The following is a 26,406-nucleotide window of genomic DNA, read 5'->3' on the forward strand; positions in this document are numbered from 1 at the left end:
TCAACGTTCGTAGCGCAGCTCGGCCCTCACGTCCGTATCCTTTAGCCACGTCAATCTGGTGGCCGATCCGAAGGGATTCGGCCACCATTGCACCAGGACCTTGCCCTCCGAGGTCCGGGTGACCATGGCCGGAACATATTGAAGGTATTTCGGCCATACGAGCTTGGCGATGACGGGCACCCTTGAAACGGTGGACAGCGGCTCCGTCTGACGGGGAGGCGGGGCACCAACTGAGTTCAACGGCGCGGGATATTCGGGCTGGTCAGGCATGCCCGAATACTACTGCGAGGCATCGACAATGTGTGGAGCTCAGGAGCTTCCTAACTATTCCGGGGTGCCCGGCGTGGGACGGCCACCCCCCCCCGATGCTGCTGGGGAGTGGCCGTCCCAGGCCCGGAGCCTGTCTGGGCTAAAGCCGGGTGTCGAACGAGTCGCAGAACACGTTCTCGTTGAACGTTCCCTGGAACTCGGACTTGCCCTGGATTTTCTGGATGGTGGCCCGAATGGCCTCGCGAGTTCCTGCGTGGGCGTTGATGGCAGTCTTGACCATCGGCACATCGATCAAGTGGTTCGGTTGGTTCAGGGAGACGAACACCGTGGGGACCTCAGTGACGTACCAGGGGATTTCCGCCGCCATGGGGCTGGACCACTTGATGCGGATGGCAGCTTCCTGGGCGAATCCCTTGACATTGGCGAAGACGAAGGCGGCATCGTACTTGTCCGCATAGTCGCCGGTGGCCTCGTCAGAAATGACGCTCATGAAGTTCACTCCGGACTCCCCCGCAGCTTCACGCTGCTCGGCCGTCTTGAACACGTGGACTTCAAAGCCCGCGCTTTCCAGCTCCTCCTTGACCGTATCCAGGTAGGCCAGCGGATCCGCCCGGGTGAAATCGGAACCGCCGGAGATGCCGTACAGGCGGATGCGCTTGTGCGTTTCCGGCGTGATAGGCAGGTTGCTGGCGGTGTCCTTGATCAGGGTGAGGGTCTTGTCGGCGATCTCGGCGGCGACGGCGAGATGGGCCTCGCTGCCGATCACCCGGAGCGCCTCGGGCGGCGGCGTCAATTCTTCCGGGAGCTTCTTGTGCAACCCCAGGCTGGCCTTCAACGCCAGGATCCGGCGCAGCGCATCGTGGAGGCGCTTCTCGGTGATGACTCCGGTTTTGTAGCCGTCCATCATGTACTGGAAATCCTCCGCTGGGTTGCGGAAGAACAGGAACATGTCGCAGCCGGCCGCGATGGTGGCCGGAACCAGGTCCTTGCGCTTCATCGCTTGGGTCAGGCCGATCATCTGCGAGGCATCGGTGAGGACCAGGCCATTGAAGCCGAGTTCACCACGGAGCAGGTCCTGGAGAAGTTCCGGGGCCAGGGTGGCGGGCAGGATGTCCTTGTCCTCCGTCCCTGGACGGAAGTGCCGCGTGAGCTCGGGCGCTCCGATGTGTCCAACCATGATCGATTGGACTCCGTGGCCAATCATTTCCCGGTATACGTGCCCGTAGCTGGCATTCCAGTCCGCGTACCCGAGCGTGTTGTAGGAAGTAACCACGTGCTGGTCCCGTTCGTCCACGCCGTCGCCGGGGAAATGCTTAATGGCACAGGCAGTGGGCGATTCGCTGATTCCGTCGAAGTACTCCTTGGCGCGCTCCACCACGATTTCCGGTGTGTTCCCGAATGCCCTGGTGGAGATGACCGTATTCCGCCAGTTGTAATGAATATCCACGATCGGTGCGAAGGCCCAGTTGCAGCCCAGAGCCGCAGTTTCCACTCCGGCAACCTGCCCCATTTTCCGGGCTATGGACTTGTCCGGGTGCGAGCCGGCCTGCAGGTGCGTCGACACAAAAGTTCCATCGTCGCAGCTTCCGGCTCCCCCCATTTCGGGGTTGGAGGCGACCAGGAGCGGGATGCGCGTTTTGGACTGGGCGTAGCGGATGTGTTGCTGCACAGCGGCGGAGGGGCCTGGCCTGTACCGCATGCCGCCGACGTGATAGTTCTCCAGCACCCCGTCGAGGTACTCCGGGGAGTAATCGTTGTTGTGGTTGATGAAGAGCTGCCCGATCTTCTCCTCGAGGCTCATGCCGCCGATCGTGGATTCCACCCATGCAACGGCGTCGTCATCGAGGTTGAACGGCGCCGCCTGAAGGTCGACGTCGAACTGCCGCGGTTGGGTGCCCACGGCCCCGGCGTCGGTGGTTGCCGGAGCCGCGGAACGCGCGACGGCGGCAATTCCGGCCAGCGCCTCAGCCACCACTTCGCTAACGGGGGCGGCGATATCCACGACGATCCCAGCCTCGTCGGCGTCGAGTGGTTCCAGGGTGGCGAGCTGGGAATCCAGCAGCGCGGGTGGCATGAAGTGGCCCGTGCGTCCTTCTGTCCGTTCCCTCAGCACCTCTTTGCTGCCGTGCAGGTGCAGGAAGACGGTGTCCGGCGCCTTTGCCCTGATGGCGTCCCGGTAGCTGCGACGCAGGGCCGAGCAGGCAAGCACCAGTCCGCCGTCTCCGGCGGTGGCGAGTTCGGTGCCGACCGTCGCCAGCCACGGCCAGCGGTCTTCATCGCTCAGCGGGGTTCCGGCAGCCATCTTGGCGACGTTCTCCACGGGGTGGAGCGAATCGCCGTCGAGGAACGGAACCCCCAGCTCGCGGGCCACAAGGTCCCCGATGGTCGTCTTGCCGCAACCGGAAACGCCCATCACCACAATGCGGCGCGGTGCTTCCGGCGCCGCCTCCGGATCACCGGCCATGGCGGCGTTCCTACCAGTCATGGACGGTGCCGTCGACGAGGCGGTTGTAGGGCAGGTAGGCCTGCTGGTACGGGAAGGAATTGGCGGCTTCCTCGTTGAATTCGACGCCGAGGCCCGGCTTGTCGCCCGGGTGCAGGTAGCCGTCGGTGAAGGTCATGGACTGTTCGAAGACCGTGTTGGTCTTGTCCGAGTGCTGCATGTACTCCTGGATGCCAAAGTTGTGGATGGCCAGGCCCACGTGCAGCTGCGCCGCGAAGCCGACCGGTGAAATGTCCGTGGGGCCGTGGAAACCGGACTTGATCTGGTACTGGGCGGCGAAGTCCATGACCTTCTTCAGCGGCGAGATCCCGCCGAAGTGCGTGGACGCGGCCCGGACATAGTCAATCAGCTGTTCCTTGATGAGCGTCTGGAAGTCAAAGACAGTGTTGAAGATTTCACCGATCGCCAGCGGGGTGGTGGTGTGCTGGCGCACCAGGCGCAGCCCTTCCTGGTTTTCGGCCGGGGTGCAGTCCTCGAGCCAGAACAGATCGTACGGTTCCAGGTCCTTGCCGAGCTTGGCGGCCTGGATGGGGGTCATGCGGTGGTGGCCATCGTGCAGCAGCGGGATTTCCGGACCGAATTCGTTGCGCACCGCTTCGAAGACGGTGGGCAGGTGGCGCAGGTAGGCCCGGGTGTCCCAGTCCTCTTCCTGCGGGAACGCACCGCGGCCGGCGGGCTCGTAGTCGTACCGCTCCCCGGAGGCCTGCGCCTGCGCGGCCACGCCGTAGACGGCCTTGATGCCCGGGATCGCGGTCTGGATGCGGATCGACTTGTAACCGAGCTCCAGGTGCTCCCGGACCGAGTCGAACAAGGAGGGGATGTCCGCGCCCGAGGCGTGGCCGTACGCGCGGAGCCCATTGCGGGAAGCGCCGCCCAGGAGCTGGTAGACCGGCAGCCCGGCCACCTTGCCCTTGATGTCCCACAAGGCCATGTCGACGGCGGCGATCGCGGCCATGGTGACCGGGCCCCGGCGCCAGTACGAGGACCGGTACAGGAACTGCCACGTGTCCTCGATCCGGTGCGGGTCCTTGCCGATCAGCAACTGAGCCACGTGTTCCTTCAGGTACGCGGCCACGGCAAGTTCACGGCCGTTCAGCGTCGCGTCGCCGATACCGGTCACGCCGTCCTCGGTGGTAATCCGCAAAGTCACGAAGTTCCGGGTAGGGCTGGTCACGAAGACCTCAGCGGCAATGATTTTCACAGCTGGTCCTTTCAGGGTTGCTGATCGAGGGCTGGCCTAGGCCCGGATGCGACGTGCACCACAGGCGGCGTATTGATGATCTTAGGTTGGATGACAATTTCTGGCAACCGGTTGCAGTATTATTTCGTCGAGACTTTTCCTGGTCCAGCGGTTTCCGCGGCGGCCCGCCCGGCGGCGCCCTCCCCGCCGAATGGCCCTGCGCCGGACGTTTCCAGGGAACGACGGGCCCTGATCTCGCCCAGGATCTGGGCATGGAACGCGTCGGTCAGCTTGTACTTGGCCATGACGACGATTGCGAGGATTGTCATGACGGCGGGCAGCGCACCTGCGGCAAACTGGATAGCCTGCAGGGATTCGGCGCCGTGCGTGGCGCCGGACTTGTAGCCGCCCGCCGCGAGCGCGTATGCGGCGAGGGCGCCGCCGACGGCTTGGCCGGTCTTGCGGGTGAAGGAGAACAGCGCGTAGGTGATGCCTTCAGTCCGGACACCGGTCTTCCATTCGCCGTATTCCACGGTGTCCGCCTCCAAGGCCCACACCACGATGTTGACGGCCATAACGCCAAGCATGCTCAAGAGCAGGCCGGAGAACCCAACCCAGACCATGGTGGCCGGAGCGAAGAAGACGATTGTGCCACCGATGATGGCGAGGAACCCAGCAGCCACGTAGATGGTCTTCTTGCCGAAGTTCCGGACCAGCCTTGGCATAAGCGGAGCAAGGGCAAAGGTCACCACCAGTTGGACGATGGAAAGGACCGCGTAGAGATCCAGCCGACCGAGGACGTCGCGCAAGTAGTACAGCTGAACCGAAGATAGTGCCATGTAGCCGGTCAGGAAGAGGAAGGAGCTCAAGCACAGCATGAGCAGGGGACGGTTGCCCTTGAGCGTCGCCATGCTTTGCTTGAAGGAAACCTTGGGTACCGCGCGGTGGACCCGCTCCTTGGCGGTCAGGAACGTGAAGAAGTACAGCACTGCCCCGATCACGACGAATACCAGAGTGATGATGGTGAACGTGGACTGCAGGTTGGCGCCGGGTTTGATCAGCGGAGCTACGAAGATGCCCAACGCGGAACTGACCAAAAGGGCGCCGACCATGCGGGCGGAGCCCAGTTTGGCTCGCTCCCCCGGGTCTTGGGTCATCGCGCCGGCCAGCGAACCGTACGGGATGTTCACCAGCGAGTAGGCCAGGCCCAGGGCCGCGTATGTCACGTAGGCGTAGAGCAACATTCCCGTTTCGCCGATCTGCGGCACGGAGAAGGCTGCGACACTCAGGAGCAGCAGCGGGATGGAGCCGAACATAATGAACGGGCGGAATTTTCCGAAGCGCTTGCTGAAGGCGCGGTCAACCAATCGTCCGGCAAAGACATCGGCGAAAGCGTCGAAGATCCTGACGGTAAGCAACAGGGTCCCGGCGGCCGCCGCAGATATGCCCGCGACGTCGGTGTAGTAGACGAGCAGGAACATGGTGGCGGTGGTGAAGGCAAGGTTGTTGGCGGCGTCGCCAGCCCCATAGCCTAGGATGCTGAGTTTGCTGAGCTTGTTCATTGCGGGCTCCTTTACCCTTGCCGGTACCCCACGTTCCGGCTTGCGATGATGGAAAGGCCTGCGGTCGAACCAGGCCTGAAATTGTTGAAGCTTGATGTAATTCTATTCATCCTGGCAACCTTTAGGCAAGCGGTTGCCAAATGTTTCCATAGAATTTTTCCCCTTCAGGACGAGATCGTCATTGCCGCGACCTTGGGTCCATATGCTCTGGGGCGCTCGCTCAGAAGAAGTGCGCGAGCGTTGGCGAAAAGGCCGCCAAAAGTGAGCGAGCGTGGGTCCTGCCAAACGCACGCTCACCACATATCCGGGCCTAAACGACGGCGCCCGCCACCTTCACGTGGAAGGCAACGGGCGCCGTCGAAAGGGCCTGACAGGTTAGCTGAGGTTGCCAGCAGTTGCGAAGGTTGCGGCCAAGCCTTCGACGAGGTCCACGATCCCGGCGTCGGCGGCCAATTCCGGATCCACGAGGCCCAGCAGCGCCTCGAGCCGGGCACGGCCCACAAGTGCGTTGGCCGCGGCGATGTCTGCCGCCCGCGGGTCCTGAAGTCCTGTTGCCGAGGCGGTGTAGGCGGACCAGGCCGCAATCATGCGCGCAGCCGCTTCGCCGCTTCGGCCGGCGGCACGCTCGGCGCGGAGGACCGGTACGGCTCGCATGCGCAGTTTGGTGCTGCCGTCCATGGCTATCTGGGCCAGGTGGTGGGCGATCCGGGAGTTCTCGAAGCGCTCCAGGAGGGCAGCCCGGTACTCGGGGATGCGCAACTCGTCGCCGTGGAGGTTGGCAGCGGCCTCGTCCCAGAAGTCTTCCACCGCGCGTCGGCAGGACTCGTCAGCGAGGGCTTCCGCCACGGTCTTGTGGCCACGCAGCTGGCCGGCATAGGCGAGGAGCGAGTGGGCGCCGTTGAGGAGCCACAGCTTGCGGTTCTCGTACGGCTCGATTTCGTCCACGAAAATGGCGCCAGCGTCTTCCCAGCGTGGGCGCCCGGCGGGGAAGTCCCCGCTGAGGACCCAGTCGCGGAAGGGCTCGGCGACCACGGGCGCTTCGTCGCGGTATCCGCAGGCGGCAGCGACGGCGTCGATATCGGCCTCGGTGGTACGCGGCGTAATGCGGTCAACGGAAGTGCTGACAAAACTGACATTGGCGTCGATCCAGGCGGCGAGTCCGGCGTCGAACGCCAAGGCCATCCCCGCCACGGCGTTTCTGGCCACGGTCCCGTTGTTGGAAAGGTTGTCGCAGCAGACGACGGCGAGAGGACCGGCGTCGGCATCCCGGCGGGCGGCCAGGCCCAGCACCAGGCGGCCCAATGGCGTCGACGGCTCGCCGGAAGCAGAGCCGGCACCCTCAGTGAGCGAAGCGAGGTCCGCGACGACGTCCGGCGCCTTGCTGTCCAGCTTGCCGTCGACTCCAAGCCGGTAGGCGGCCTCAGTGATGGTGAGCGTGATGACCGAACTCAACGGGGCTGCGACAAGCTCGACAAAACGCTCGACGTCGGCGCCGTCAAGTGCTTCGACGATGCTGCCGATGACTTCGAACGAGTCGCCCGCATCCGATCGTTCCACCACTGTGTACAGGCCGTCCTGGGCGGCCAGGACCTGTGCGGCGTCCGGGCGGCGGCCTGTGAAGGAGGCGATGCCCCACTCCGCGGCGTCGCTGGCGTGCTGGGTGTACCACGCCTGGTGCGAGCGGTGGAATGCGCCCAGTCCCATGTGCACAATGCGCACGGGAGCTTTCTCGGTGGGCCTGACGGCACGGCTCAAGCGGGGCAGGTCCGCGGGCTGCTTGGGTTCGGTGGTCACAGCTTGAATACCCTTCGGGGTGAGGAGTCGACGACGTCGACGATGAGTTCGTGGGCGCGGGCTTCGCTGACCCGGTGCTCGGCAACGAGGCGAGCGAGGAACGAGGCTTCGATCCGGCGGGACGCGTCGTGCCGGGCCGGGATGGAGCAGAATGCGCGGGTGTCGTCGATGAAGCCCGAGGACCGCGAGAAACCGGTGGTTTCGGTGACGGCGGATCGGAAGCGGAGCATGGCATCCGGGGCGTCGAGGAACCACCACGGTGCTCCGAGGTACACGGCCGGGTAGAACCCTGCCAGCGGCGCCAGTTCGCGGGAGAACACGGTCTCGTCCAGCGTGAACAGCACCAGGTGGAAGTCCTTGGCCGTGCCGAAGTCCTGAAGCAGTGGCCGGATTGCCTCGGTGTAGTTGGTGGCGAACGGGATGTCGTGGCCGGTGTCCGCACCGTAGGCATCAAAAGTGGGCTGGTGGTGGTTGCGGAAGGAACCCGGGTGGATCGTCATGACCAGGCCGTCCTCCACGGACATCCGGGCCATCTGGTACATCATGTGGGCCTCGAAGGTGTTGCGGTCCTCGGCTGTCGCCTTGCCGGCACGGGCCAGTTCGAAGATCCGCTCGGCGTCTGTACGGTCGAGCTTGAGCGTTGCCGGGGTGAGGACGCCGTGGTCCGCGGAGACCGCACCATGGTCCACGAAGTAGCGGCGACGGTTTTCCAGGCCCTTGATGTAGCCGGCGTAGCCAGTGGCGCCGTCTCCGGCGGAATCGACAAGCCGCTCGACGTTGGCCCTCCACGTGGGGTGTGCGATGTTCAGATAGGCATCCGGGCGGAACGTGGGCAGCACGCGGCCATTGAAAGAGGGGTCCTCGGCGATGCCCTTGTGGCTGGCCAGGCTGTCCAAGGGATCGTCCGTGGTGGCCAGGACCTCGATGTTGAAGTCCTTGAAGAGCTGGCGGGGACGGAAGTCGGGCTCCACGAGCTTAGCGGCAATGGCGTCGTAGCTGGCATCGGCGGACATGTCGCCGAGATCCGCGCCGAGCTTGAACACGGTTTCGAACTGCGTGCGAAGCCAGTAGCCCGAGGCCGTGCCCTCGAAGAGGGGCCAGGCCTGGACAAAGGTTCGCCAGACGTCCCGCGATTCGGACCCGCTGGCGCCTTGCGCGAGCAGTTTGTCCATGGAGACTCCGCTGGCGTGGATCAAGCGGGTGACGTAGTGGTCCGGGCTGACCAGGAGCGCGGCCGGGTCAGGGAACGGGGTGTTGTGCTCGATGACGGCGGCGTCAACGTGGCCGTGCGGGGAGATGATGGGCAGGTCCTGGACGCGCTCCAGCAGGGAGCGCGCAATGCTGCGCGTCCCGGGATCCGCAGGTAGGAGGCGGTCAGGGTTGGCTGCGATCGACTGTGACATAGGTCAATTTTCGATCCGGGGAGACATTCTGTCAACCGGTTGCCATCTTTTGCCATCTCGTTGCAACCATCCTGGAGGATCGCTTGTAACTAGGCGAGCAGCCGTCCGCTGGAGCCGCGCACCACGAGCTCTGTATCCACGCTCACCACTCCCCCGGGCCCCTCATGGCCAAGCAGCATGTCCAGCAGCAGGGCCGCGGCGCGGGACCCGCACTCCCCCAAGGGTGATCTGACGGTCGTGAGCGCGGGTGTCGTGAAGTCCGCCCCGAAGATGTCGTCGAAGCCCACAATGCTGATCTGGTCGGGAACGCGCATACCAGCGGCCTGCAATTCCTGCATGAGGCCTATGGCGAGAAGATCGTTATAAGTGATGACCGCCGTCGCGCCGCTCGCCAGGACGTCGCGCGCTACTTCGCGACCGCCGTCGACAGTTGGCTTGGACGATTCCAAACGGACCGCCCCCAACTTGTACCACTCGCAGGCAGCCTGGACACCCTCCCAACGGCGGCGGGACATCCAAGACTGCGGCGGGCCGGCAACGTAGGCGAGCTTCTCGTGACCATTCGCGGCAAGGCTCCGCACAGCCTGGCTGATGCCTTTATTCACGTCCGGAACCACGCAGGGCACGCCGTCCACTTCGCGGTTGATAACGGCCACCGGCTTCTCCGAGGACAAAGCACGGATCTGTTCATCGTCCATGCGCGGGCTCGCCAGAATGAGGCCGTCCACGGTGCTCAACATCCGGCGGGCCGCGGTGAGCTCTGTTTCCGGTGACTCCGCGGATTCAGCCAACACCATTGTGTAATCCCGGGCGGATCCCGTGGTCTCCGCGCCGCGGATGATGTCGAAGAACGTCGGGTTGGTAATGTCCGCGACGATCAGCCCGATCGTTTGGGTCCTGCCAGTGGGAAGCGCCCGGGCGAAGGGATTCACCCTGTAGTTCAGCTGCTCGGCAGCATCCTCGATGATCTTCTGGGTCTTGGCACTGACCCGCCCCGGCTTGCTCAGCGCGCGGGAGACCGTGGAGGGGTTGACTCCCGCGAGCTTCGCGATGTCGTAGATGGTCGGTGAGGATTTCTCCCCGCGTCCACGCCTGGCTGGGACACTTGCTGCTCCGGGGTTCGTCGCTTGGGTCACGGCTCCATCGTAATCGTGCATGGCAACAATAAGCAGGACGGTTGCCAATCAATCGGCTGGCGACCGCCCTGCCCAAACGCGCGGCTAACTTCGAGCGCACTCCTCATTAGTACCGCTCAGGGAACTTACCTTCTTCCCTGATGCGCTTGTTGAGCTCAAGCATGTACTCCTCTTCGTCAAAATCGAGGGAGACCTCCCTGCCGGTCCAACTGGACAGGTGGATGGCATTCGCCAGACGAACGCCCTTGATCCCGTCCGAGCCGGGGGCCAGCAGCGGAGTACCGTCCAGGATGTTGGCCGCGAAGTTCTCCAAGACGCCAGCGTGCTGTCCGCCCCAGACTGACTCGAACTCGATGACCTCCGTGGTGTAGTAGTCCTCGGCCTTCAACTCACCCATGAAGAGCTTGCGGACATCGTCCATGTCCATGCCGTCGCTGAGTTCGCGCTCGGGCTTGACCAGCCTGGTTACTGTAGCGGTCTTGCTGTTCTCCACCACGATCTTGCCCTGGTCGCCCAGAATCTCGAAGCGGTCGGTTCCCACGAGGTCGTGCGTGGCGGTGACGAACACCCCGGTGGCGCCATTGCCGTAGTCCACTACTGCGGTGACCTCGTCCTCCACTGCGATGTCACGGCGGAAGCCGTAGGCCACCTTGGAGTAGACGGACTTCGGCACGCCACAGATCCACTGCCAGAGGTCAAGCTGGTGGGGTGCCTGGTTGACCAGGACGCCGCCGCCTTCGCCGCCCCATGTGGCGCGCCATTCGCTGGAGTTGTAGTAGCCCTGCGGACGCCACCAGTTGGTGATGATCCAGTTGGTGCGGCGGATGCTGCCGATCTCGCCGTTGTCGACGATCTCCTTGAGCTTTTTGTAGAGCGGGTTGTTGCGCTGGTTGAACATGATGCCGAAGGAAAGCTCGGGCTTGGAGGCCGCGAATTCATTCAGCTCCTTGACCTGCTTGGTGTAGACACCGGCAGGCTTCTCCACTAGGGCGTGGATATTGCGTTTGAACGATTCGATGCCCATTTCCGGGTGCAGGAAGTGAGGCACGCATGTGACGATCGCATCGACGTCGCCGCTTTCAAGCAGGGCGATGTAGTCGTCGTAGAACGGTGCATCAGGATACTGGGTGGCCGCCAATTCCTTTTTTGCGGGATCGGTGTCGCAGATAGCGCCAATTACCATGTTCGGGACCATTCCGTCCGTGATGAACTTGGCGTATGCGCCGCCCTGCTGGCCCAGGCCGATGATGCCAAGGCGTACTTTAGTGCTCATGGATGATTCTCCATATTCGATGGGGGGGTGGGGGGTCTTATGGGCCCGGGGGCACCTAGCGGGCGACCTCAGAAAAGGTCAGCGTGGCCCATGGCAACCAGGTTGTCGTGGGAGGTCTGCAAGGCTTCCCAGACCGTGCGTCCGTACAGCTCGTCCTGCTCGACGAGCATGTACTCCGCGCCGGCGGCCTGGGCGGTCGGGATGATCGAGGGGAAGTCCAGGTTGCCTTCGCCCACTTCGGCGAATTGGACCACTTTCTTGAACTCGGCCATGAAGCCCGTGAGGTCCCCCGTTTCCAGGAGCCCGAAGGCCGATTCCGGCAACTCGCCGATCCGGTAGTCCTTCAGGTGCACCATGGCAGTGCGTCCGGCGTACTTGGCCAGGGTCCGGACAGGGTCCAGGCCGCCGCGCTGTACCCAGTGCACATCGATCTCCAGGCCCATGGCAGGGGAATTCTCGGCAATGATGTCCAGCATGTATTTGCCGTCGAACTTCGCGAACTCAATGTGGTGGTTGTGGTAATACAGGCCGATGCCGTGTTCCCGAAGCCGTTCGGCGTGTTCGTTGGCCTGCTTCGCGAAGTCCACCACGGCGTTGATCGACTTCATGGCGGGGAACGGCATCATCCCGATCCGCAGGAGGTTCGCGTCCAAGCGCCTTGCGTCGTCGACGATCTTGTCGAAATGGTCCTTGAGCGAGTCACCCGGCGCGCCTCTGGGCGTCTCCATTGCGACGGAAAGCGCAGCGATGTCCATGCCCAGTTCGCTGCGCGAGCGGTCCAGCTCGGCAACGTTTTCGGGTGTCATCGGGATCTGTGAAATCTCGACGGCGTTGTACCCGATCGCACTTACCTTGCGGAGCGTTTCAAAAGCTCCGATTTCGGCGAAGCTGCCCTTCAGCATCATCGCCTGTACGCCAATTTTGGCCACTTTGTCCTCCGTCGTGTTCCGGGCCCACCTGGGCCATGTAGTTAGCGCACCTGCCCGGAAATCTCCGGGTAGCTCTGGGCATAGATGTCCTTGACGATCCTGAGCGACTTTTCGGCTTCAGCCGGGCTGATCCAGAACGGATCAGGATCCTCGAGCTTGGCGTAGAAGTCCTTGATCAGGAGTTCGTGGGATACGCCCCAGTACGCGCGCCCACCTGATTCCAAAGCGCGTTCGGGGATGGTTTCCACAGTGCCGTCAGCGTAGGTGACGTTGAGGTCGCCGCGAAGGCTAAGGGTGGCCTTTTCGGTCACGATGTCCAGCGTCACCGGTGCATTGGTGGCGTTCGCCAAAGTGGCGTAGAAGACGCTGGTTGCACCATTGGCGTGCCCGGCGATGAATTCCGCCGTGTCCTCCACCTCGATCACACCGCCCAGGGACCGGGTCGACGCATGGCCTTCCACCTTTGTCACGTCACCTACCAGCCACTGGAGCAGGTCGACTGTGTGGATGGCTTGGTTCATCATGAGGCCGCCGCCTCCTTCAGCCCAGGTGCCGCGCCACGGCCGGTCCCGGTAGTACTCGGCCGTCCGGTGCCACATCACGGTGGCAGAGGCGCCCAGAACCTGGCCCAGCCCGCCGTCGTCGAGCATGCTCCGCATCGCTTGCGACGTCGCGTTGTAGCGGTTCTGGAAACATACGGCGATCTTCGCCGTGCTACGTTCGGCCGCCTCCACCAGGCGGCGCCCCTCTTCGAGAGTGTGGGCCAGCGGCTTCTCGAGAATCACGCTGACGCCGCGCTCAAGGCATTCCACCGCTAGCGGGGCATGCTGGTGGTGCGGAGTGCAGATATGCACGACGTCGGGCCTCACCGCCTCGAGCATCTCCAGATGGTTCGCGTACCCCTCAACGCCGTACGCGGCTTTTGCCGCCTCCAGACGCACGGGATCGGTGTCGCAGACTGCCACGAGTTCGACGTCGTCCATCTTGGCGATCGCCCCGAAGTGCACGCTCGATACATCACCGCAACCGATGACTGCTGCTGTAGGCATTCTTGCTCCCTCGAAAGATGTGTTCCTTTGAACGTACCGGCCTTAGGCCAGGGCAACACCGTTCTTGGCTGCGAGTGCCGCAAATGCGCGAGCTGCAGAACCGAAGGCGACGGGCCCGGAGAATCCGCCCAGTTCGTGGGTGCTGGCCAGATGCGGCTCCAGCGAAGCGAAGCCGGCAAAACCGTCGGCCGTGAGCGCGGCGATGGTGGCGTCCAGCTCGCCGTCGCCTTCACCGGCAGGAACCACTTCACCCGTGCCGGCGACTGCATCCTTGACCTGGAAGTACTCAAGGTAGGGGCGCAGCATGGCGTAACCCTCCGTGTACGGCTTGACGCCCACCTGGACAAAGTTGGCGCTGTCCCACGCAACGCGCAGTGCGGGGGAATCGACGGTCTCCATGATGTCCAGGACGCGCTCCGGAGTGTCGCCGAAGATGCCCTTTTCGTTTTCGTGCAAGAGGACGACGCCGGACGCTGCCGCCTCGTTCGTGAGTGCGGTCATGCGTTCCATGACTGAGTCGCGGATGTCTTCCGGGCTCTGTCCATCAGCCCGGTAGAAGGAGAAGATGCGGATGTATTTGGCGTCGAGGCCCTTGGCCACCGAAATAATCCGGCGTAGCCGGGCGAGCTCATGTTCCACAGGCACGCTGACATCAATCTTGCCGATGGGGCTCGCGACCGCGGAAACCTTCAGCGCCTTCTGGTCCAGGATTGCCTTGAGCCGCTCAACATCTTCCGGCTCGAGTTCTGAAACATTGGTGCCCCACGCGCTACGCACCTCGATGTGGCTGGCTCCGAGGGCCAGCAGGACAGCCGCCTGCACGTTGGGATCGGGGTCTACTTCGTCGCCGAAACCGGACAGGTTCCACACGGCATTGGTTTCAGTCACGGAAATCTCCTTTGGATCCGTCGCCCGCATGGCGGCAATCGGCGCTGATTCGTTGTTCACAGGCATGCGTTTCCCCGAGTCTAGCCAGACTGGCACGACTTGACAACCGATTGCCAAAAGTTGGCAACTCTGCATTCCGGCGAAATGACGGTCCCTGTGCTGGTGCCGCGCGTGGCACCAGCACAGGGACCGGGCATCCGTGGCCCCCTCTTCGCCTAGCGCCTAGGCGTCGCCGCCCGTCTGAACGGTGACATCGTCATACTTGCCCGCCAGGACGTCTTCAAAGTGCACCGCCGTTCCGAGGGTTGCCGAAACGTACAGGGCCCGCACTGTGGCCAGGGCCGCCGTTGCCTCGCTGACTCCTACCCGGGGTTCTTTTCCGGTGCGTATGGCTTGCACGACGTCTGCGTACTGCTTCTGGTGCGCGGTCTGCAGGTCGTCAGCTCCCTTTGTGTTTGCTGATGCGTCGTGCACCCCAACCTCAAGTTCGGCCTGGTTCCCGCCCCCGGCCAAGCCATAGGAGGATCCCGACTCTCCTGCAGGCGCGTTGTCGGCGGCGTGGAAGTACTGCAGCCGGTCATTGTCTACCACTGCAGATCCTCGCTCGCCGTGGACCTGGATCCGGGCAGTGAGCCCGGGGTAAGCCGCAGTGGTGCAGTGGATCACTGCCAACGCACCCGAGGCGAAACGCACAGTTGCAACTGCCGTGTCTTCGACTTCAATGCGCTCGTGAGCCAGAAGCGCGGTATGGGCCTGGATCTGGACGGGAGTTCCCATGAACCAAAGAAGCAGGTCCACGCTGTGGACGCCTTGATTCATCACGGCTCCGCCGCCGTCGAGCTCCCAGGTGCCCCTCCACTGGCCGGAGTCGTAGTAGTTCTGGGCCCGCCACCAAGCCAGCGAAGCCACGCCAGATGTGATCTTGCCGAAGCGGCCCGACTTGACCGCGCTGGCAACAGCAACGCTGGCCGGGTCGAAGCGGTGCTGGCTTATCACCGAGGTGACCTGCCCGGTCGCGGCTGCCGCTGCTTCCGCAACGCGCCTGGCGCTGGGCAAGTCCACGTCGATCGGCTTTTCGATAATGACGTGCTTGCCGGCCCTTAGTGCCTCGACGGCCAGGTCGGAGTGCAGCCCGCTCGGTGTGCAGATGGCGACAAGGTCGATGTCCGAGTTCCTCAGTGCAGCGGCGAGGGTTGCGAAAGTCGCGGGGCCCGGCTTGTGTGACTGATTCTCAACCGTGTCGGCCAACCCGGTCGCGGCTGACTCCACTACATCGATGAGGGCGACGAGCTCCAGGTCCCCGTTGGCAGTGACCACCTGGGCATGCTGGCGCCCGATGACTCCACAACCGACGATGGCGGTGCGCAAACGGGGTCCAGGCGTGCCCACTGTGTTGGCGTTGGTCATTTGGTCCCCACTCCGGCTTCTTCGAGGAGGCGGTTGAAGGCGCGCCCGGCAACTCCGAACGCGGCGGGTCCGGAGAATCCTCCGAGGTGGTGGGTGTTTGCCAGGTGAGGTTCCAGGGAGGCGAATCCTTCGAAGCCATCTTCCTTCAATGCCTTGATGGTTTCGCGAAGTTCTCCGTCGCCTTCCCCTGCCGGCATCACGAGGCGGTCATCGGCGCGGGCATCTTTTACCTGAAGGTATTCCAGATAGGGGCGGAGCATGTCGTAGGCCTCGCTGAAGGGTTTGACCCCTACTTGAACGAAGTTCGCGGCGTCCCAAGCAACCCTCAGGGCCGGCGAATGGACGGTAGTGATGATGTCCAAGACACGCTCGGGGGTGTCGCCGTAGATGTCCTTTTCGTTCTCATGGAGCAGTACGACGTCGTGTGCCTGTGCCTCTGCAGCAAGGGCGCGCATGCGGTCCATGACGGCGTCGCGGACCTCTTCGGGACCCGTGCCTTCTGCCCGGTAGAAGGAGAAGATCCGGATGTAGCGTGTGCCGAGGACCTTAGCCGCATGGATCGCCTTGCGGAGGCGGTCCAGTTCGGCTGTGACAGGGATGGTGACGTCGACCTTCCCGATGGGAGAGGCGATAGCCGACACGCCCATGCCTTGTTCCCGCAGGATCAGGTCCAACCGGGTCAGGTCTTCTTCGGACAGTTCAACGATGTTGGTGCCCCAGGCGCTGCGTACTTCGATATGGTTCGCGCCCAAAGCTTGCAGAACGGCAATTTGGATCAGCGGGTCCGGACTTATTTCGTCGCCGAATCCGGACAATGTCCACTGGGTTTGCTTGACGGTCACGTCGTTTTCTCCTTGGCGGTGATACATGGTGGCAGCCTGTGTGCCGGGTCTATTTGACTCCGCCGGCGGTCATGCCGCCGACGAGGAATCGCTGGAAAATCAAGTAGAGGATGACGACCGGAGCAGCGCAGACCAGGGAGGCTGCCATCATCTGGCCGTAGAGGGGCAGCGCTCCACCTTCCGCGGAGGAGCCGAATATCTGCAGCACAACCGCAACGGTCTGCGTGTTGGGGCGGGTCAGGACCGAAGCGAACATGACATCGTTCCAGCCGAGCAAGAAGGAAAAGACGCCGGAGACGACCAGTCCGGGCCAGCTGAGCGGAAAGATGATTCGGAAGAGCACCCCGAGGGAGGAGGCGCCATCAATGCGTGCCGCTTCCTCAAGTTCCTTGGGCAGACCCCGCAGGTACGTGACCATGACCCAAGTCGAGAAAGGTAGCGCAAAGGTCAAGTAGGCAAGGAAAAGACCCCAGTACGTGCCGATGACGGTAATCCCCAGATAGTTGCCCGCTGACGCGAAGAGAACGAACACGGGGAGCAAGAGCAGGCCGCCTGGAACACTTTGCAGGCCGATGAGCCCCCGCAGGATGGTGATCCGACCGACGAACTCGAACCGCACAAGTACGTAAGCGGTGATGATGCCCAGCAAGGAGGAGACGACCGCGACCAGCCCGGCGATCATGACGCTGTTCAGGAGGCCATTCCCCAAAGGCAGGGTGCTCCAGATTTTCGTGTAGTTGGCCAGGGTGAATTCCGTTGGGAAGTATGCCCCACGGGCCACTTCCACATCCGAATTCATGGACGAGAACACGATATAGAGCAGGGGAATTGCGACCATCGCGCACAGCACGATGGTGCCTCCAGCCAGCAAAGGGGTCGGCAGCAGGCGGTAAACGGCGGCAGTCTGCCGACCGGTCTTTCGCATCGCGGTTTTTGGGGGAAGCGCCTTGGAAGCCTCCAGCGGGACTTCATTGACGACGTCGGAAGTCTGGTTGCTCATTTCTTGCCCCCCGCGTCGGTGCCGGTGTCGAGTCGTACGGCTTTGAGGTAGAAGTAGAGCGGTATCGCGATCAGCAGAAGCGAGATGAGGGCCATAGCCGCCCCCATGCCGAACCGCAGGCTGGTGAAGCTCATGCTGTACACGAGGGTAGGCAGTACCTGCACGTCAAACGGTGCCGGGACGCCGAACAGCAAAAAGGCAAGGGAGAAATTGTTCATGTGGTGGAGGGTCGCGATGAGGCATGCCAAGGCGACCGGCCCGCGCAGATAGGGAAAGATCACGTAGCGCAGCTTGGTCCACCACAGGGCGCCGTCGATCGCCGCGGCCTCGTGGACTTCCTGGTCCACGGATTGAAGGCCCGACAGTGCCATCAGGTAGATAAAGGGCCACGCAGCCCACACCTCGACCAGGATCAGGACCCAGAAGCTGGCCGGACCGGTGAGCCATTGGCCGGCAGGGAGTCCCAACCCGGTCAGTGCCTTGTTGATGATGCCGTCGTGCTGCAGCATCGTGCGCCAGAAACTTCCCACTACGAATGAGGGAAGGACGTAGGGGATCAGGAACATCGAGCGCACCAACGACCTGCCACGATAGGCATTCTGGGTCGCCAATGCGGCGTAAATACCTATCGGTACCGTGATTACGGTGGCGATCACCGAGAAACCGACGCTGTTGCCGAAGGCGTGGACCAGATCCGTGGATGTGAACGCTTCGACGAAGTTGTTCAATCCTACGAAAGGGGCACTGATCCACTTACGGATGGTGTACTGATCCAGTTGCAGCATCGCGATGTAGATGCCCAGGATCAGGGGAACGATAATAATCAGGCCGATCAGAAGCGCACCGGGGGTGAGCATCCACAGCGGACGGTTTCGTTCGCTCACAGTCCGCCGGCGCTTGGCGGGCGGTTGCCCGCCAAGCTCCGGGGCGCGCCGCAGGGCGGCGTCTTTTTTTATCGTGATGCTCACTTGCTTGCCGACGCCCTGTCAAGGGAGGCTTGGGCGTCCTTCTGGGCCTTGGCAAGCGAAGCCTTGAGCGTGGCCTCACTGACGCTGCCATTGCCAAGATCGGGGCGGGCCTGAACGACTACGTTGGTCAGCGCCAACTGGATGTCGCCCCATGCGCCGGTGAACGGAGTGGTCTTGGCCTTTGATGCCGAATCAATGATCGGTGACAGCGACGGATCAGCGTCCTGGACCTTCTTTGCCGCCGTGGCGTTGGTGGGAAGATCCCCAAACAGCTTGTTGTAATTGATCTGCTCGTCTTCGCTGGTGAGCAGTTTGATGTACGCGGCTGCGAGGTCTTGGTTCTCCGAGTACCTGGCGACCACTAGGTTGTCGCCGGAAATGATGGAGCTGACCGGCTGGCCACCAGAGGGCGCGGAAGCCTGTCCGGGCGGTACGGTCGGCATCACGGCGTAGGCGTATTTGCCCTTTACCGCGGAGGCATCGAACGTGACTTTTGATGATGCGGTGGTCATCAACATCATCGCAGACTTGCCCGCTGCGAAGTCCGCTGCGGCCTGGGTGTCGTTCCACCCTACTGCGGCCGGGTTGACAACCTTGTCCTTGGTCAACCAGCCAAAGTATGTCTGGTATGCCTTGAGAACTGCCGGGTCATCGACGCGGGCCGTCTTTCCATCCACCAGGGGGTTGCCGGACTGGTTCGCCATGGTCCATGCAAACTTCCACGGCGTGTAGTTGTCGGCGTATCCTGTCGCGAATCCGTACGTGGATCCCGTGGTCAGCTTTTTGGCCTGGTCCAGAAGCCCGTCCCAAGTACTCGCCGGCTTATCCAACCCGGCCTGCTTGAACAGTTCGGTGTTGTAGGCCAGAACATAAGGCCTGGATGTAAATGGCACACCCACTTCGTTCTGGGCGTCGGGACCGGAAATTCCCAAGGTCGCCGGAACAAAACGGTCACGGCCGCCTACCTTGTCCCACATTTTGGAGTCAAACTTCACGAAAGCGTCCGTCGAATATGCCGTCGGCGTGAAGGTTGTACCCACCGCGTAGACGTCCGGGCCCTGGCCCGCGACAACGGAGGTTTGGATCTTGGAAAGCTCATCGTTGGCGTTAGCGAACGTTTCGAATTTCAAGTCGGCGCCGGTCTGCTTCTTGAAAGCCTCGGCAATGTGAGTCTGCCAGGCCTTGAACTGCTCGGCCTTGTTTGTGTTGGCACCGACCAGGACGTCCAGCGTCTTGCCCTGGCCGTTGACTGCGCCGCCTGCGCTTGCTGAGTTGTTGTCGGCGCCACATCCAGACACGGCCAACGCTCCCAGCGAAATGAGAACGACCGCGCCAAAAAGTCGGGTCCTTGAGTTGTTCATATGTCTTTTCGTGCTCCTCGTTGAGTCGCCCCGAGATCTTCGGGGGAACCAGCCAGACAGGCCGGATGTTAGCTGGAACACTATGACAGTTGCTGCAACATGCGCAACGGTTGCCATAAATTGCCATTGTTGCTTTCGAGGATTGCGCCGTCACAGATAGGAGGGAGCTTCGCAGATGAGAGATTATGGAGTCCAAGAACGCATTGCGTGGCCACGAGGGGGCACTATGAGCATTAGCGAGGCCAGCCCTGGAGCCAGCCCGCTGGGTCGGGGACCGACCATTAGAGATGTGGCCGCTCTCAGTGGTGTGGCCGCCTCAACGGTGTCGCGGGCTTTGACTCAACCGCACCGAGTCAACCAGGCGACGAGGGAACGCATCGAAGCAGCGGCGCATGAACTGGGATACGTCCCCTCTGCCTATCCCAGAAGTACGGCCCCGGGCAGGTCAGGCGCCGTTGCCGTCCTGGTTCCAGACATCACAAACCCGTACTTCTTTGACTTCATCCGCAGCACGCAGCACCAACTCAAGACTGCCGGCTACACGCAACTGCTCGTCGACACCGAAGAGGATGTCGAGCTGGAAGCAACATACCTGGAAGAGTTCCGAAGCTCTGCGGTCGGCTTCATTCTTCCCGCCACCCGGCTCAGCGACGAACAGCTCATCAGCGCTGCCGCCAAATCACCCCTCGTGACCATAAACCGCAGCACCCCTGGCGTCCCCAGCGTCATCATTGACACCGCCTCCGGGGTCCAGCAGGCCATGGAGCACCTGTTTTCACTTGGCCATAGGGATATTGCGTACATCGCCGGCCCGCCGAACTCCTGGTCAGACGGCCGGCGATGGGACGCGCTGCAGGAGAGATCCGAGTCACTGGGCATCACCATCCGCCGCCTCGGACCCTATCACCCCAGTAAACGGTCCGGCGCCGCCGCCGCCGACACCTTGCTCAACAGCGGCGCCACCGCCTGCATTGCCTTCAACGACCTGGTCGCCATCGGCGTCCTCGTCCGGCTCAGGGAACGCGGCACCGACGTCCCCGATGAGATAAGCGTCGTGGGATGCGATGACATCTTCGGAGCCGATTTCTGCCAACCGCCCCTGACCACCCTTACCGCCCCGATCGAACAAGCTGGACGGGTCGCAACCGACATGCTCGTCAGCAGGCTGCGCCATGGCCAGTCCCAACTTCGCATGAAGGTCGAGCTACCCACTCATCTGACCATCCGTGCGTCCACCGGCCCTCTCTTACGGCCAACTGCCTTCCGGCCAACGACCTGAACCGTCCCCTACGCATTCGACACATGCGGCACAACTAAAGGCCACCGGCGTGATGCCGGTGGCCTTTAGTATGGCTCCGCTTTGACGCTAGGCGGGGACGTCGAACCGCTGGCCCTCCGGCTTAGGCGGAAGGAACATGAAGATAAGCAGGGCCAGTCCACCGAGGAACGGAACAAGGCCGATAAGAATCATCCAGCCGCTGAAGTTCGCATCGTGCAGGCGGCGGACGACGAGGGCCAGGGACGGGACGATGACGGCAAGGCCCCAGATGACCAAGAGGATGACGCCGACGATCGCGCCGGGACCCGGAACCATCGTTCCGGAGTCGCTGACGGTAGCGCCAGCGGAGCCGGCCACCGACATGATGATGTTCAGCACGATGCTCACGACAGCGGCGATGAGGGTCCACCACCAGTATTCGCTGCGGCTGGCGCGGCCGGTGAAGGTGGCGTATTTCTTGAAGAACCGGCGTGCGGCCTCACCGATGGGCGCACCATAGTACGGGGCCCAAAGCGGGACGGCGCTGCCGGCCGGGACGGTCTGTTGCTGCTGGTAAGACAATGGATCTCCTCTATAGACGAGTGATGACGATTTATCGTAGGGCCCTAAACCACCTGCAAAGTTGTCCTGTAGGTGAAATTCCAGCGGCGTGTCGGAATATTGCGTTCATCTTTTTGAAAGGACGTGCCGGTCGCCGGTCCTTTGTCCGCGCTCTTTTTCCCTTCACCGCCACCAGGCCCGGTGATTGTGCTGGAAAGCCGAGACTTTAAGCGGGATATATGTCGAGAGCGCTCGAGCCACAAAATCCCTTGAAATATGTGGAGCTAAGGAGATTCGAACTCCTGACCTCTTCTCACGGAAGGGCACATTTTGTTGTCTGCCAAACGCAGGTGTTGGCTTGGTAATCCGCGGAATTTAGGCGTTTTTCTTGCTTCGCAAGGTCGCTGATATCTCATCGCTTTTCATCGTTTCCGTGGGGTAAACGTGTGGCGGACATGGGCCAAGATCCAGGCTCGCAGGAGTCTTGAGATAAAGGCTCGGGCTATTTATGTTGGCTACAACCGGGGGCTACCCTCGATCTTTCATGGGCGGGATTTCGGCGGGGTCAGGGCTTACCGGCTGCCTGACTGGGTTTGATTTTTGCATGAGGGTGCGACAGGGTGCCCGCTGACCATGGCGGCTGGGCGCGGAAGGTTCCACTGCCTCCCGGGATGCTGCTCCTACTTCCTTCGATTCGCGGTTCTCTGGCTCGGTTGCCGGTTATGGCGGGGTGATGGTGCTGAGCCTGGTGAGGCCTTTTGTCAGCAGGGTTGTTTCGGGGTCAGGGACGGCCAGATGCACGGTGACTTGACTGGCGTGGCGGCTGATCTTGCCGGCTATCTCGAAGATCCCGGCCCCGAGTCCGCGAGCTGGCCGCGGGCCTGGTTTGTCGCGAACGCGGTGTAGCGCATCCCGTCGATGTCGGTGATCCGCAGCTGCGCCCCGGGGTGCGGGACTTCCTTGCGGACGATGACCCGAAGGCCCTTGGGCCATGCGGAGAGTTCGAGCGAGCCAGCGCAGGAACTCGCGGGTGCCGCCGGCGGAGTCTGTGCGGATCATGATCTTCCGCCCGGACCGGTGTGCGGCCGGGAGTTGTTTCAGTGCGTCCTTGACGATCTGGATGTGGTCGGCGGCGGTGTTTGATCCGGCATTGCCCGGTCGCAGGATCACGGCCAGGGGTTCACCGGTGCCTTCGGCGCCGTGGTCGATGAACGCTGCCGGCGGATGGAAGCCGTAGCCTTTCTTCCACGTCGGACGGGCGTGCTCCTTGTCCGAATGGGCGGTCAGGAGCGTGGCATCAATGTCGATCACGACCGGGTTCGAGACGTCGGCGCCGTGCAGGGGCGAGGCGTCCCCGGCAGCTTTCCAGGCCCGGGCGCGGGCTTCGGCGCGTGCCTTGTTGATCGCGGACAGTGCCTTGGCCGGGTTGACCGTGGCGAGCACTTTCACCAGGCGGCTGATTGTCGGATCCGAGGCAACCACACCGTAGACCTCCGGCTGGGTCCGGAGCCGGTCGACATCGGCCAGGCAGTCCCCGCCGGTGGCCAGCGACAGGGCCTGGTCGGTGAGGATCTTGCCCGGATCGTGCAGGGCGAACGGCTTGCGCCACGGCCCAAGCGCCGCGGACAACCCGGCCATCAACCCCGTCGCCCGGATTGTTTCGGTCAGCACGAGCCCGCCGGCCTGGGACACCGCCCCGGCGCCGGTGGAATCAACACGGACAGACGGGTACCAGCCGGTAGACTTGTTCACCAGAAAGGTGCTCCTTGAATTGCCTAGGAAATGATGTGTGGTGACAACATTTTCCCAGTTCAGGAGCACCTTTCGTCGTTCAAACACGCCCCGGCGGCGACGCCCCATGAAAGACCGAGGCTACACCCTTGGCCTGTTCAGCTCGACTGCCCTGCCTACGCGTACTGACTGTTCCGCGGCCAGTCCCATCCGGACGGCACGAAGGCCGTCCTGGACGGTTAGCTCCGCGGATTCGCCGAGGACCGCGCTGCAGAAACCGAGGTGCTCATAACATGTCGAGCCGTGGTGACCGCCGGCGGCCAGGACCTTCTCGTCCACTTGGATGGCCTTCCGCACGGGGTTCAGCGGATTTCGCGGGCTGAGCACGATTTCGGTGGGAACGTCTTCGTGGCCGGGCCAGTGCTCGGGCACGACAGGAGCGAAGCATTCAACTTTTGCCTTGTCGCCGATAATCGAGAGGTGCTCGTGGGGCTCGATCGTGCCCCAGAACATGCTCTCCTTGAACGCCACCTGCCCAGCAGTGGACTTCCGCGCCGCCATCTCCCAAGCACCGCGCACTGAACCATACACCGAACCATTCCGAGTCGCGGCGACCCCAATGTCATGGGATACCCCGTCGAAACCCAGAACATGCTCTCCGCAGCTTGCCTCCGCGTGGTGAACGCTCAGCGCCCCGGGGCCATCACAGGCGGCGGTCGATTCGGAAACCCAACAATCGCAAAGTCAACCCGATTCGGTTCATGCGCGCCAGCGTGCATTAGGTGTGCTCGATGCCCCTGCGAGGTAGTCCGGGGCGGAGCCGAGGCTGCGTGCGAGGTCGGTCAGGGCGTCGATCAGATCCTCGACGCCGGTGCGGGAGAGCCCGGCCGTGCTGGACTCCGCCAGCCGGATCCAGGCAGCCGAGAGATCCTGCAGTAGATCCCGTCCGAGCCCGGTGAGTTCCACGACATTGGCGCGCCCGTCCAGCATGGACGGGCGCCGGGCAACCAGGTTCAGCGCTTCCAGCCTCTTCACGGCCGAGGTGACCGTGGGCGGCTCGCAGCCTGCCGCCGCGGCGAGCTGGGCCTGCGTTCTGGGTCCATGCTCGGCCAGGTCCATGATCAAGGCTTCCTGCCCGACGGTGAGCCCGACCTGATGGAGCACCGACCCGGCCAAGGCGCGGTGACGCATCCCAATGGTTCGGATCGCCCGATTCAGGGCGTGGGCCTGCTCGTAGTCCATGGATCCCCTTGCGAGAAAATAGTTAGACAGCTAACTTTATCGGATAGTTAGACACCTAATCATATCCCAAGCCAGGGAGATCGCCGTGGAAACGACCCTCATCCAGCACCGCAGGAAATCAATCATCCTGTGCTCCCGCGCGACACGCTCGGCGGGCTTCATCATCCTTGCGGCGGCTGGCGCACTGGCCGTGTGGGCCATCGCCGTGCCGGTCCTGGGCGCCCCACTGACCGTTTCTTTCGGCCCGACGCCCATCCAGGTCGTCACCCCGGCGGCGGTTGCAGCGACCGCCGCCGGTGCCGGACTGGTCGGCTGGGGCTTGCTCGCGACATTGACCCGAACCTTCAGGAACGGCCGGACGCTATGGAAGGCGACAGCGATGGCTGTCCTGCTCCTCTCCCTCGCAGGACCGCTGACCGCTGGGACAACAGTCGGCGTGAAAGCGGCATTGGCCCTGATGCACCTGGTCGTGGCTGCCGTTCTGGTCACCAGTCTCCCGCGCTGGACCGGGCCCCGGGAACCTGGGAAGGCAGCTGAGCACGCCAGCTGGCCTGGAACGTCGAGCGGCGCTGTTCGGCATCCTGCAGGTTGAGCCGCACAAACCCGGGCTTCGGGAACCCGAGCGACTCCGGGGCGCCGGGCAGTTCCTCGCCGCGCAGCGAGGCCTGTGACGTCTCACGCATGCACAGAATGCTGATGAACCCGATCACCCCGGCTATCGCCATGTACCAGCCCGGGACCAGCTGGTTCCCCGTCGTCTCGATCAGTTGGTTGGCAACCGTCTGGGACGGCCCGGCGAAGAATGCGGTCGAAAAGTTGTAGGCAATCGCGAAGCCGGTATAGCGCACGGCAGTCGGGAACAACGCCGGAAGCGTGGACGATACGGACGACACCAGAATCACCAACAGGAGACCGAGCACAGCCAGGCCGACGAACTGCAACACGAGGTTGTTCAGGCCAAGGAGCATGACCGCCGGTACGGACAGCAACGCATAGCCGGCCGACGCTACGATCAGCAGCGGCTTACGCCCAATGCGGTCGGACAGGGCACCCACTGGCGGAATCGCAAGCAACATCAGGCCCATGGTGACCACCAGCATCCAGTTTCCCTGTGCGGCGCTGTGGCCCAGCTGGCCGCTCAGATACGTCGGCATGTACCCCAGGATTAGGTAGAAAGCCACGTTGAGTAGGACCACGAATCCTGAGAGGACCAGGATCTGCCGCCAGTTGTGCGCCAGCACGTGCCGCAACGGCGAACGCATGGTCTCCCGGTGGGCGGAAGCCTCGGAGAACACCGGCGCCTCAACCAGGCGCGTCCTGATCCACAGCGCCGTGAGGCCCAGCGGAATGGTCAGCAGGAACGGCAACCGCCACCAGCCATCTTGCATGCCTTGGTCCCCCACCATGGCGATGAGCGAGGTGCAGACGATCGCGGCGAGCATGAACCCCACCGTGGTCCCGAATTCCAGGAAGGAGCCGAGGAAGCCGCGGCGGCGGTCCGGCGCCGATTCGGCCATGTAGACGGCCGCTCCGCCGTACTCGCCGCCCGCGGAGAACCCTTGGACAAGCCGGCAAAGCAGCAGCAGGACGGGCGCAACGAATCCAACGGTGCCATTGGTCGGCAGCAGGCCGATGCATCCTGTGGCAAGCGTCATGAGGGTCACGGTGAGAACCATGACCTTTTGCCGGCCAACCTTGTCGCCCAGCGGTCCGAGAATGAGGCCCCCCAACGGCCTCACAAGGAAGGACAGCGCCAAGGTGGCAAGCGTCAGAGTGACCCCCAGGCCGCCGTCGCCCTTTTGCGATCCAAAAAAGTTCACGGCCATGTAGATGGTCAGATAGCCGTAGACGCCGTAGTCGAACCATTCGACGGCGTTCCCGAGCGCAGAGCCGAGAATGGAGCGGTGAAGCGTCTTCCGGCCCTCTACAGTGCGCGGCTCCGAGCCCGGAGCCGCCTTTGGCTCGTCGTGCCCGTTACGGAGCGGTTGCGTGCTGATCACAGCTTGCCCCTTCTTTCGGAGATAGTTTTCTGGAGCGCCGGGGATTTTC

The 26,406-nt window shown here is 63.0% G+C and carries 22 protein-coding genes and 1 pseudogene; 2 read left to right on the forward strand and 21 right to left on the reverse strand.

The genetic code is table 11. The annotated features are described in order from the left end of the window. From LFT43_RS14515 to LFT43_RS14590, 16 genes are all read right to left on the reverse strand, one after another. Complete coding sequence (locus tag LFT43_RS14515) at positions 1-270, reverse strand: hypothetical protein (protein WP_139359719.1); 270 nt, start codon at positions 268-270, stop codon at positions 1-3. Positions 271-409: 139 nt separating this feature from the next. Then, positions 410-2,755 carry a gluconokinase, GntK/IdnK-type gene (locus LFT43_RS14520; RefSeq protein WP_395797894.1) on the reverse strand — a complete coding sequence of 782 codons (2,346 nt, stop codon included), beginning with the start codon at positions 2,753-2,755 and terminating at the stop codon, positions 410-412. Continuing rightward, the gene (manD, locus tag LFT43_RS14525; RefSeq protein WP_395797896.1) at positions 2,745-3,974 is read right to left on the reverse strand and encodes a D-mannonate dehydratase ManD; all 1,230 of its coding nucleotides are present in this window, start codon (positions 3,972-3,974) and stop codon (positions 2,745-2,747) included. Before manD ends, LFT43_RS14520 begins: the two co-directional genes overlap by 11 nt. A 119-nt stretch (positions 3,975-4,093) precedes the next feature. Beyond that, positions 4,094-5,515: a glucuronide transporter gene (uidB, locus tag LFT43_RS14530; RefSeq protein ID WP_395797898.1), complete on the reverse strand. Its 1,422-nt coding sequence runs from the start codon at positions 5,513-5,515 to the stop codon at positions 4,094-4,096. Between the two features lie 375 nt (positions 5,516-5,890). After that, a complete protein-coding gene (locus tag LFT43_RS14535) occupies positions 5,891-7,219 on the reverse strand; it encodes a mannitol dehydrogenase family protein (RefSeq protein ID WP_395803106.1) in 1,329 nt (442 codons plus the stop codon). A gap of 86 nt (positions 7,220-7,305) precedes the next feature. Continuing rightward, positions 7,306-8,712: a glucuronate isomerase gene (uxaC, locus tag LFT43_RS14540; RefSeq protein ID WP_395797900.1), complete on the reverse strand. Its 1,407-nt coding sequence runs from the start codon at positions 8,710-8,712 to the stop codon at positions 7,306-7,308. Between the two features lie 89 nt (positions 8,713-8,801). Continuing rightward, positions 8,802-9,848 (reverse strand): LacI family DNA-binding transcriptional regulator, encoded by a 1,047-nt coding sequence (locus LFT43_RS14545; protein ID WP_395797902.1) that lies wholly within the window; start codon positions 9,846-9,848, stop codon positions 8,802-8,804. 106 nt (positions 9,849-9,954) lie between these two features. After that, the gene (locus LFT43_RS14550) at positions 9,955-11,121 is read right to left on the reverse strand and encodes a Gfo/Idh/MocA family protein (protein ID WP_395797904.1); all 1,167 of its coding nucleotides are present in this window, start codon (positions 11,119-11,121) and stop codon (positions 9,955-9,957) included. Between the two features lie 68 nt (positions 11,122-11,189). Then, on the reverse strand, positions 11,190-12,050 hold the full coding sequence (locus LFT43_RS14555; RefSeq protein ID WP_395797906.1) for a sugar phosphate isomerase/epimerase family protein: 861 nt from the start codon (positions 12,048-12,050) through the stop codon (positions 11,190-11,192). Between the two features lie 41 nt (positions 12,051-12,091). Continuing rightward, positions 12,092-13,099, reverse strand: a complete 1,008-nt coding sequence (locus tag LFT43_RS14560) for a Gfo/Idh/MocA family protein (protein WP_395797908.1) — start codon at positions 13,097-13,099, stop codon at positions 12,092-12,094. 42 nt (positions 13,100-13,141) lie between these two features. Beyond that, complete coding sequence (locus LFT43_RS14565) at positions 13,142-13,987, reverse strand: sugar phosphate isomerase/epimerase family protein (RefSeq protein ID WP_395797910.1); 846 nt, start codon at positions 13,985-13,987, stop codon at positions 13,142-13,144. A 222-nt stretch (positions 13,988-14,209) separates the two neighbouring features. Beyond that, the gene (locus tag LFT43_RS14570; protein WP_395797912.1) at positions 14,210-15,394 is read right to left on the reverse strand and encodes a Gfo/Idh/MocA family protein; all 1,185 of its coding nucleotides are present in this window, start codon (positions 15,392-15,394) and stop codon (positions 14,210-14,212) included. After that, positions 15,391-16,236 (reverse strand): sugar phosphate isomerase/epimerase family protein, encoded by an 846-nt coding sequence (locus tag LFT43_RS14575; RefSeq protein ID WP_395797914.1) that lies wholly within the window; start codon positions 16,234-16,236, stop codon positions 15,391-15,393. Before LFT43_RS14575 ends, LFT43_RS14570 begins: the two co-directional genes overlap by 4 nt. Positions 16,237-16,285: 49 nt before the next feature. Beyond that, complete coding sequence (locus LFT43_RS14580; RefSeq protein WP_395803109.1) at positions 16,286-17,161, reverse strand: carbohydrate ABC transporter permease; 876 nt, start codon at positions 17,159-17,161, stop codon at positions 16,286-16,288. Between the two features lie 71 nt (positions 17,162-17,232). Further along, positions 17,233-18,204: a carbohydrate ABC transporter permease gene (locus LFT43_RS14585; protein WP_395797916.1), complete on the reverse strand. Its 972-nt coding sequence runs from the start codon at positions 18,202-18,204 to the stop codon at positions 17,233-17,235. After that, positions 18,201-19,565 (reverse strand): ABC transporter substrate-binding protein, encoded by a 1,365-nt coding sequence (locus LFT43_RS14590; RefSeq protein ID WP_395797918.1) that lies wholly within the window; start codon positions 19,563-19,565, stop codon positions 18,201-18,203. The genes LFT43_RS14585 and LFT43_RS14590 overlap by 4 nt, the downstream gene beginning before the upstream one ends. 226 nt (positions 19,566-19,791) lie before the next feature. On the opposite strand from LFT43_RS14590, the gene LFT43_RS14595 reads away from it, so the two are divergent. Then, positions 19,792-20,844 (forward strand): LacI family DNA-binding transcriptional regulator, encoded by a 1,053-nt coding sequence (locus LFT43_RS14595; protein ID WP_395797920.1) that lies wholly within the window; start codon positions 19,792-19,794, stop codon positions 20,842-20,844. 87 nt (positions 20,845-20,931) lie between these two features. Here the strand turns inward: LFT43_RS14595 and LFT43_RS14600 are convergent, their stop codons facing one another. The 4 genes and pseudogenes from LFT43_RS14600 to LFT43_RS14615 form a co-directional block, all read right to left on the reverse strand. Then, complete coding sequence (locus LFT43_RS14600) at positions 20,932-21,405, reverse strand: DUF805 domain-containing protein (protein ID WP_395797922.1); 474 nt, start codon at positions 21,403-21,405, stop codon at positions 20,932-20,934. 839 nt (positions 21,406-22,244) lie between these two features. Continuing rightward, positions 22,245-23,136: pseudogene (locus LFT43_RS14605) on the reverse strand (transposase); the annotation flags it as partial. Between the two features lie 120 nt (positions 23,137-23,256). Then, complete coding sequence (locus LFT43_RS14610; protein ID WP_395797924.1) at positions 23,257-23,628, reverse strand: hypothetical protein; 372 nt, start codon at positions 23,626-23,628, stop codon at positions 23,257-23,259. A 246-nt stretch (positions 23,629-23,874) separates the two neighbouring features. Next, positions 23,875-24,357: a MarR family winged helix-turn-helix transcriptional regulator gene (locus LFT43_RS14615; RefSeq protein ID WP_395797926.1), complete on the reverse strand. Its 483-nt coding sequence runs from the start codon at positions 24,355-24,357 to the stop codon at positions 23,875-23,877. An 85-nt stretch (positions 24,358-24,442) separates the two neighbouring features. Here LFT43_RS14615 and LFT43_RS14620 point away from each other — a divergent pair, with 85 nt between their 5' ends. Further along, on the forward strand, positions 24,443-24,949 hold the full coding sequence (locus LFT43_RS14620; protein ID WP_395797928.1) for a DUF6069 family protein: 507 nt from the start codon (positions 24,443-24,445) through the stop codon (positions 24,947-24,949). Here LFT43_RS14620 and LFT43_RS14625 read toward each other — a convergent pair. Then, positions 24,843-26,357: an MFS transporter gene (locus tag LFT43_RS14625; RefSeq protein WP_395797930.1), complete on the reverse strand. Its 1,515-nt coding sequence runs from the start codon at positions 26,355-26,357 to the stop codon at positions 24,843-24,845. The genes LFT43_RS14620 and LFT43_RS14625 overlap by 107 nt on opposite strands. Positions 26,358-26,406: the final 49 nt, after the last annotated feature.

It is taken from the genome of Arthrobacter sp. FW306-04-A (genome assembly GCF_044358315.1).
Classification (GTDB): Bacteria; Actinomycetota; Actinomycetes; order Actinomycetales; family Micrococcaceae; genus Arthrobacter.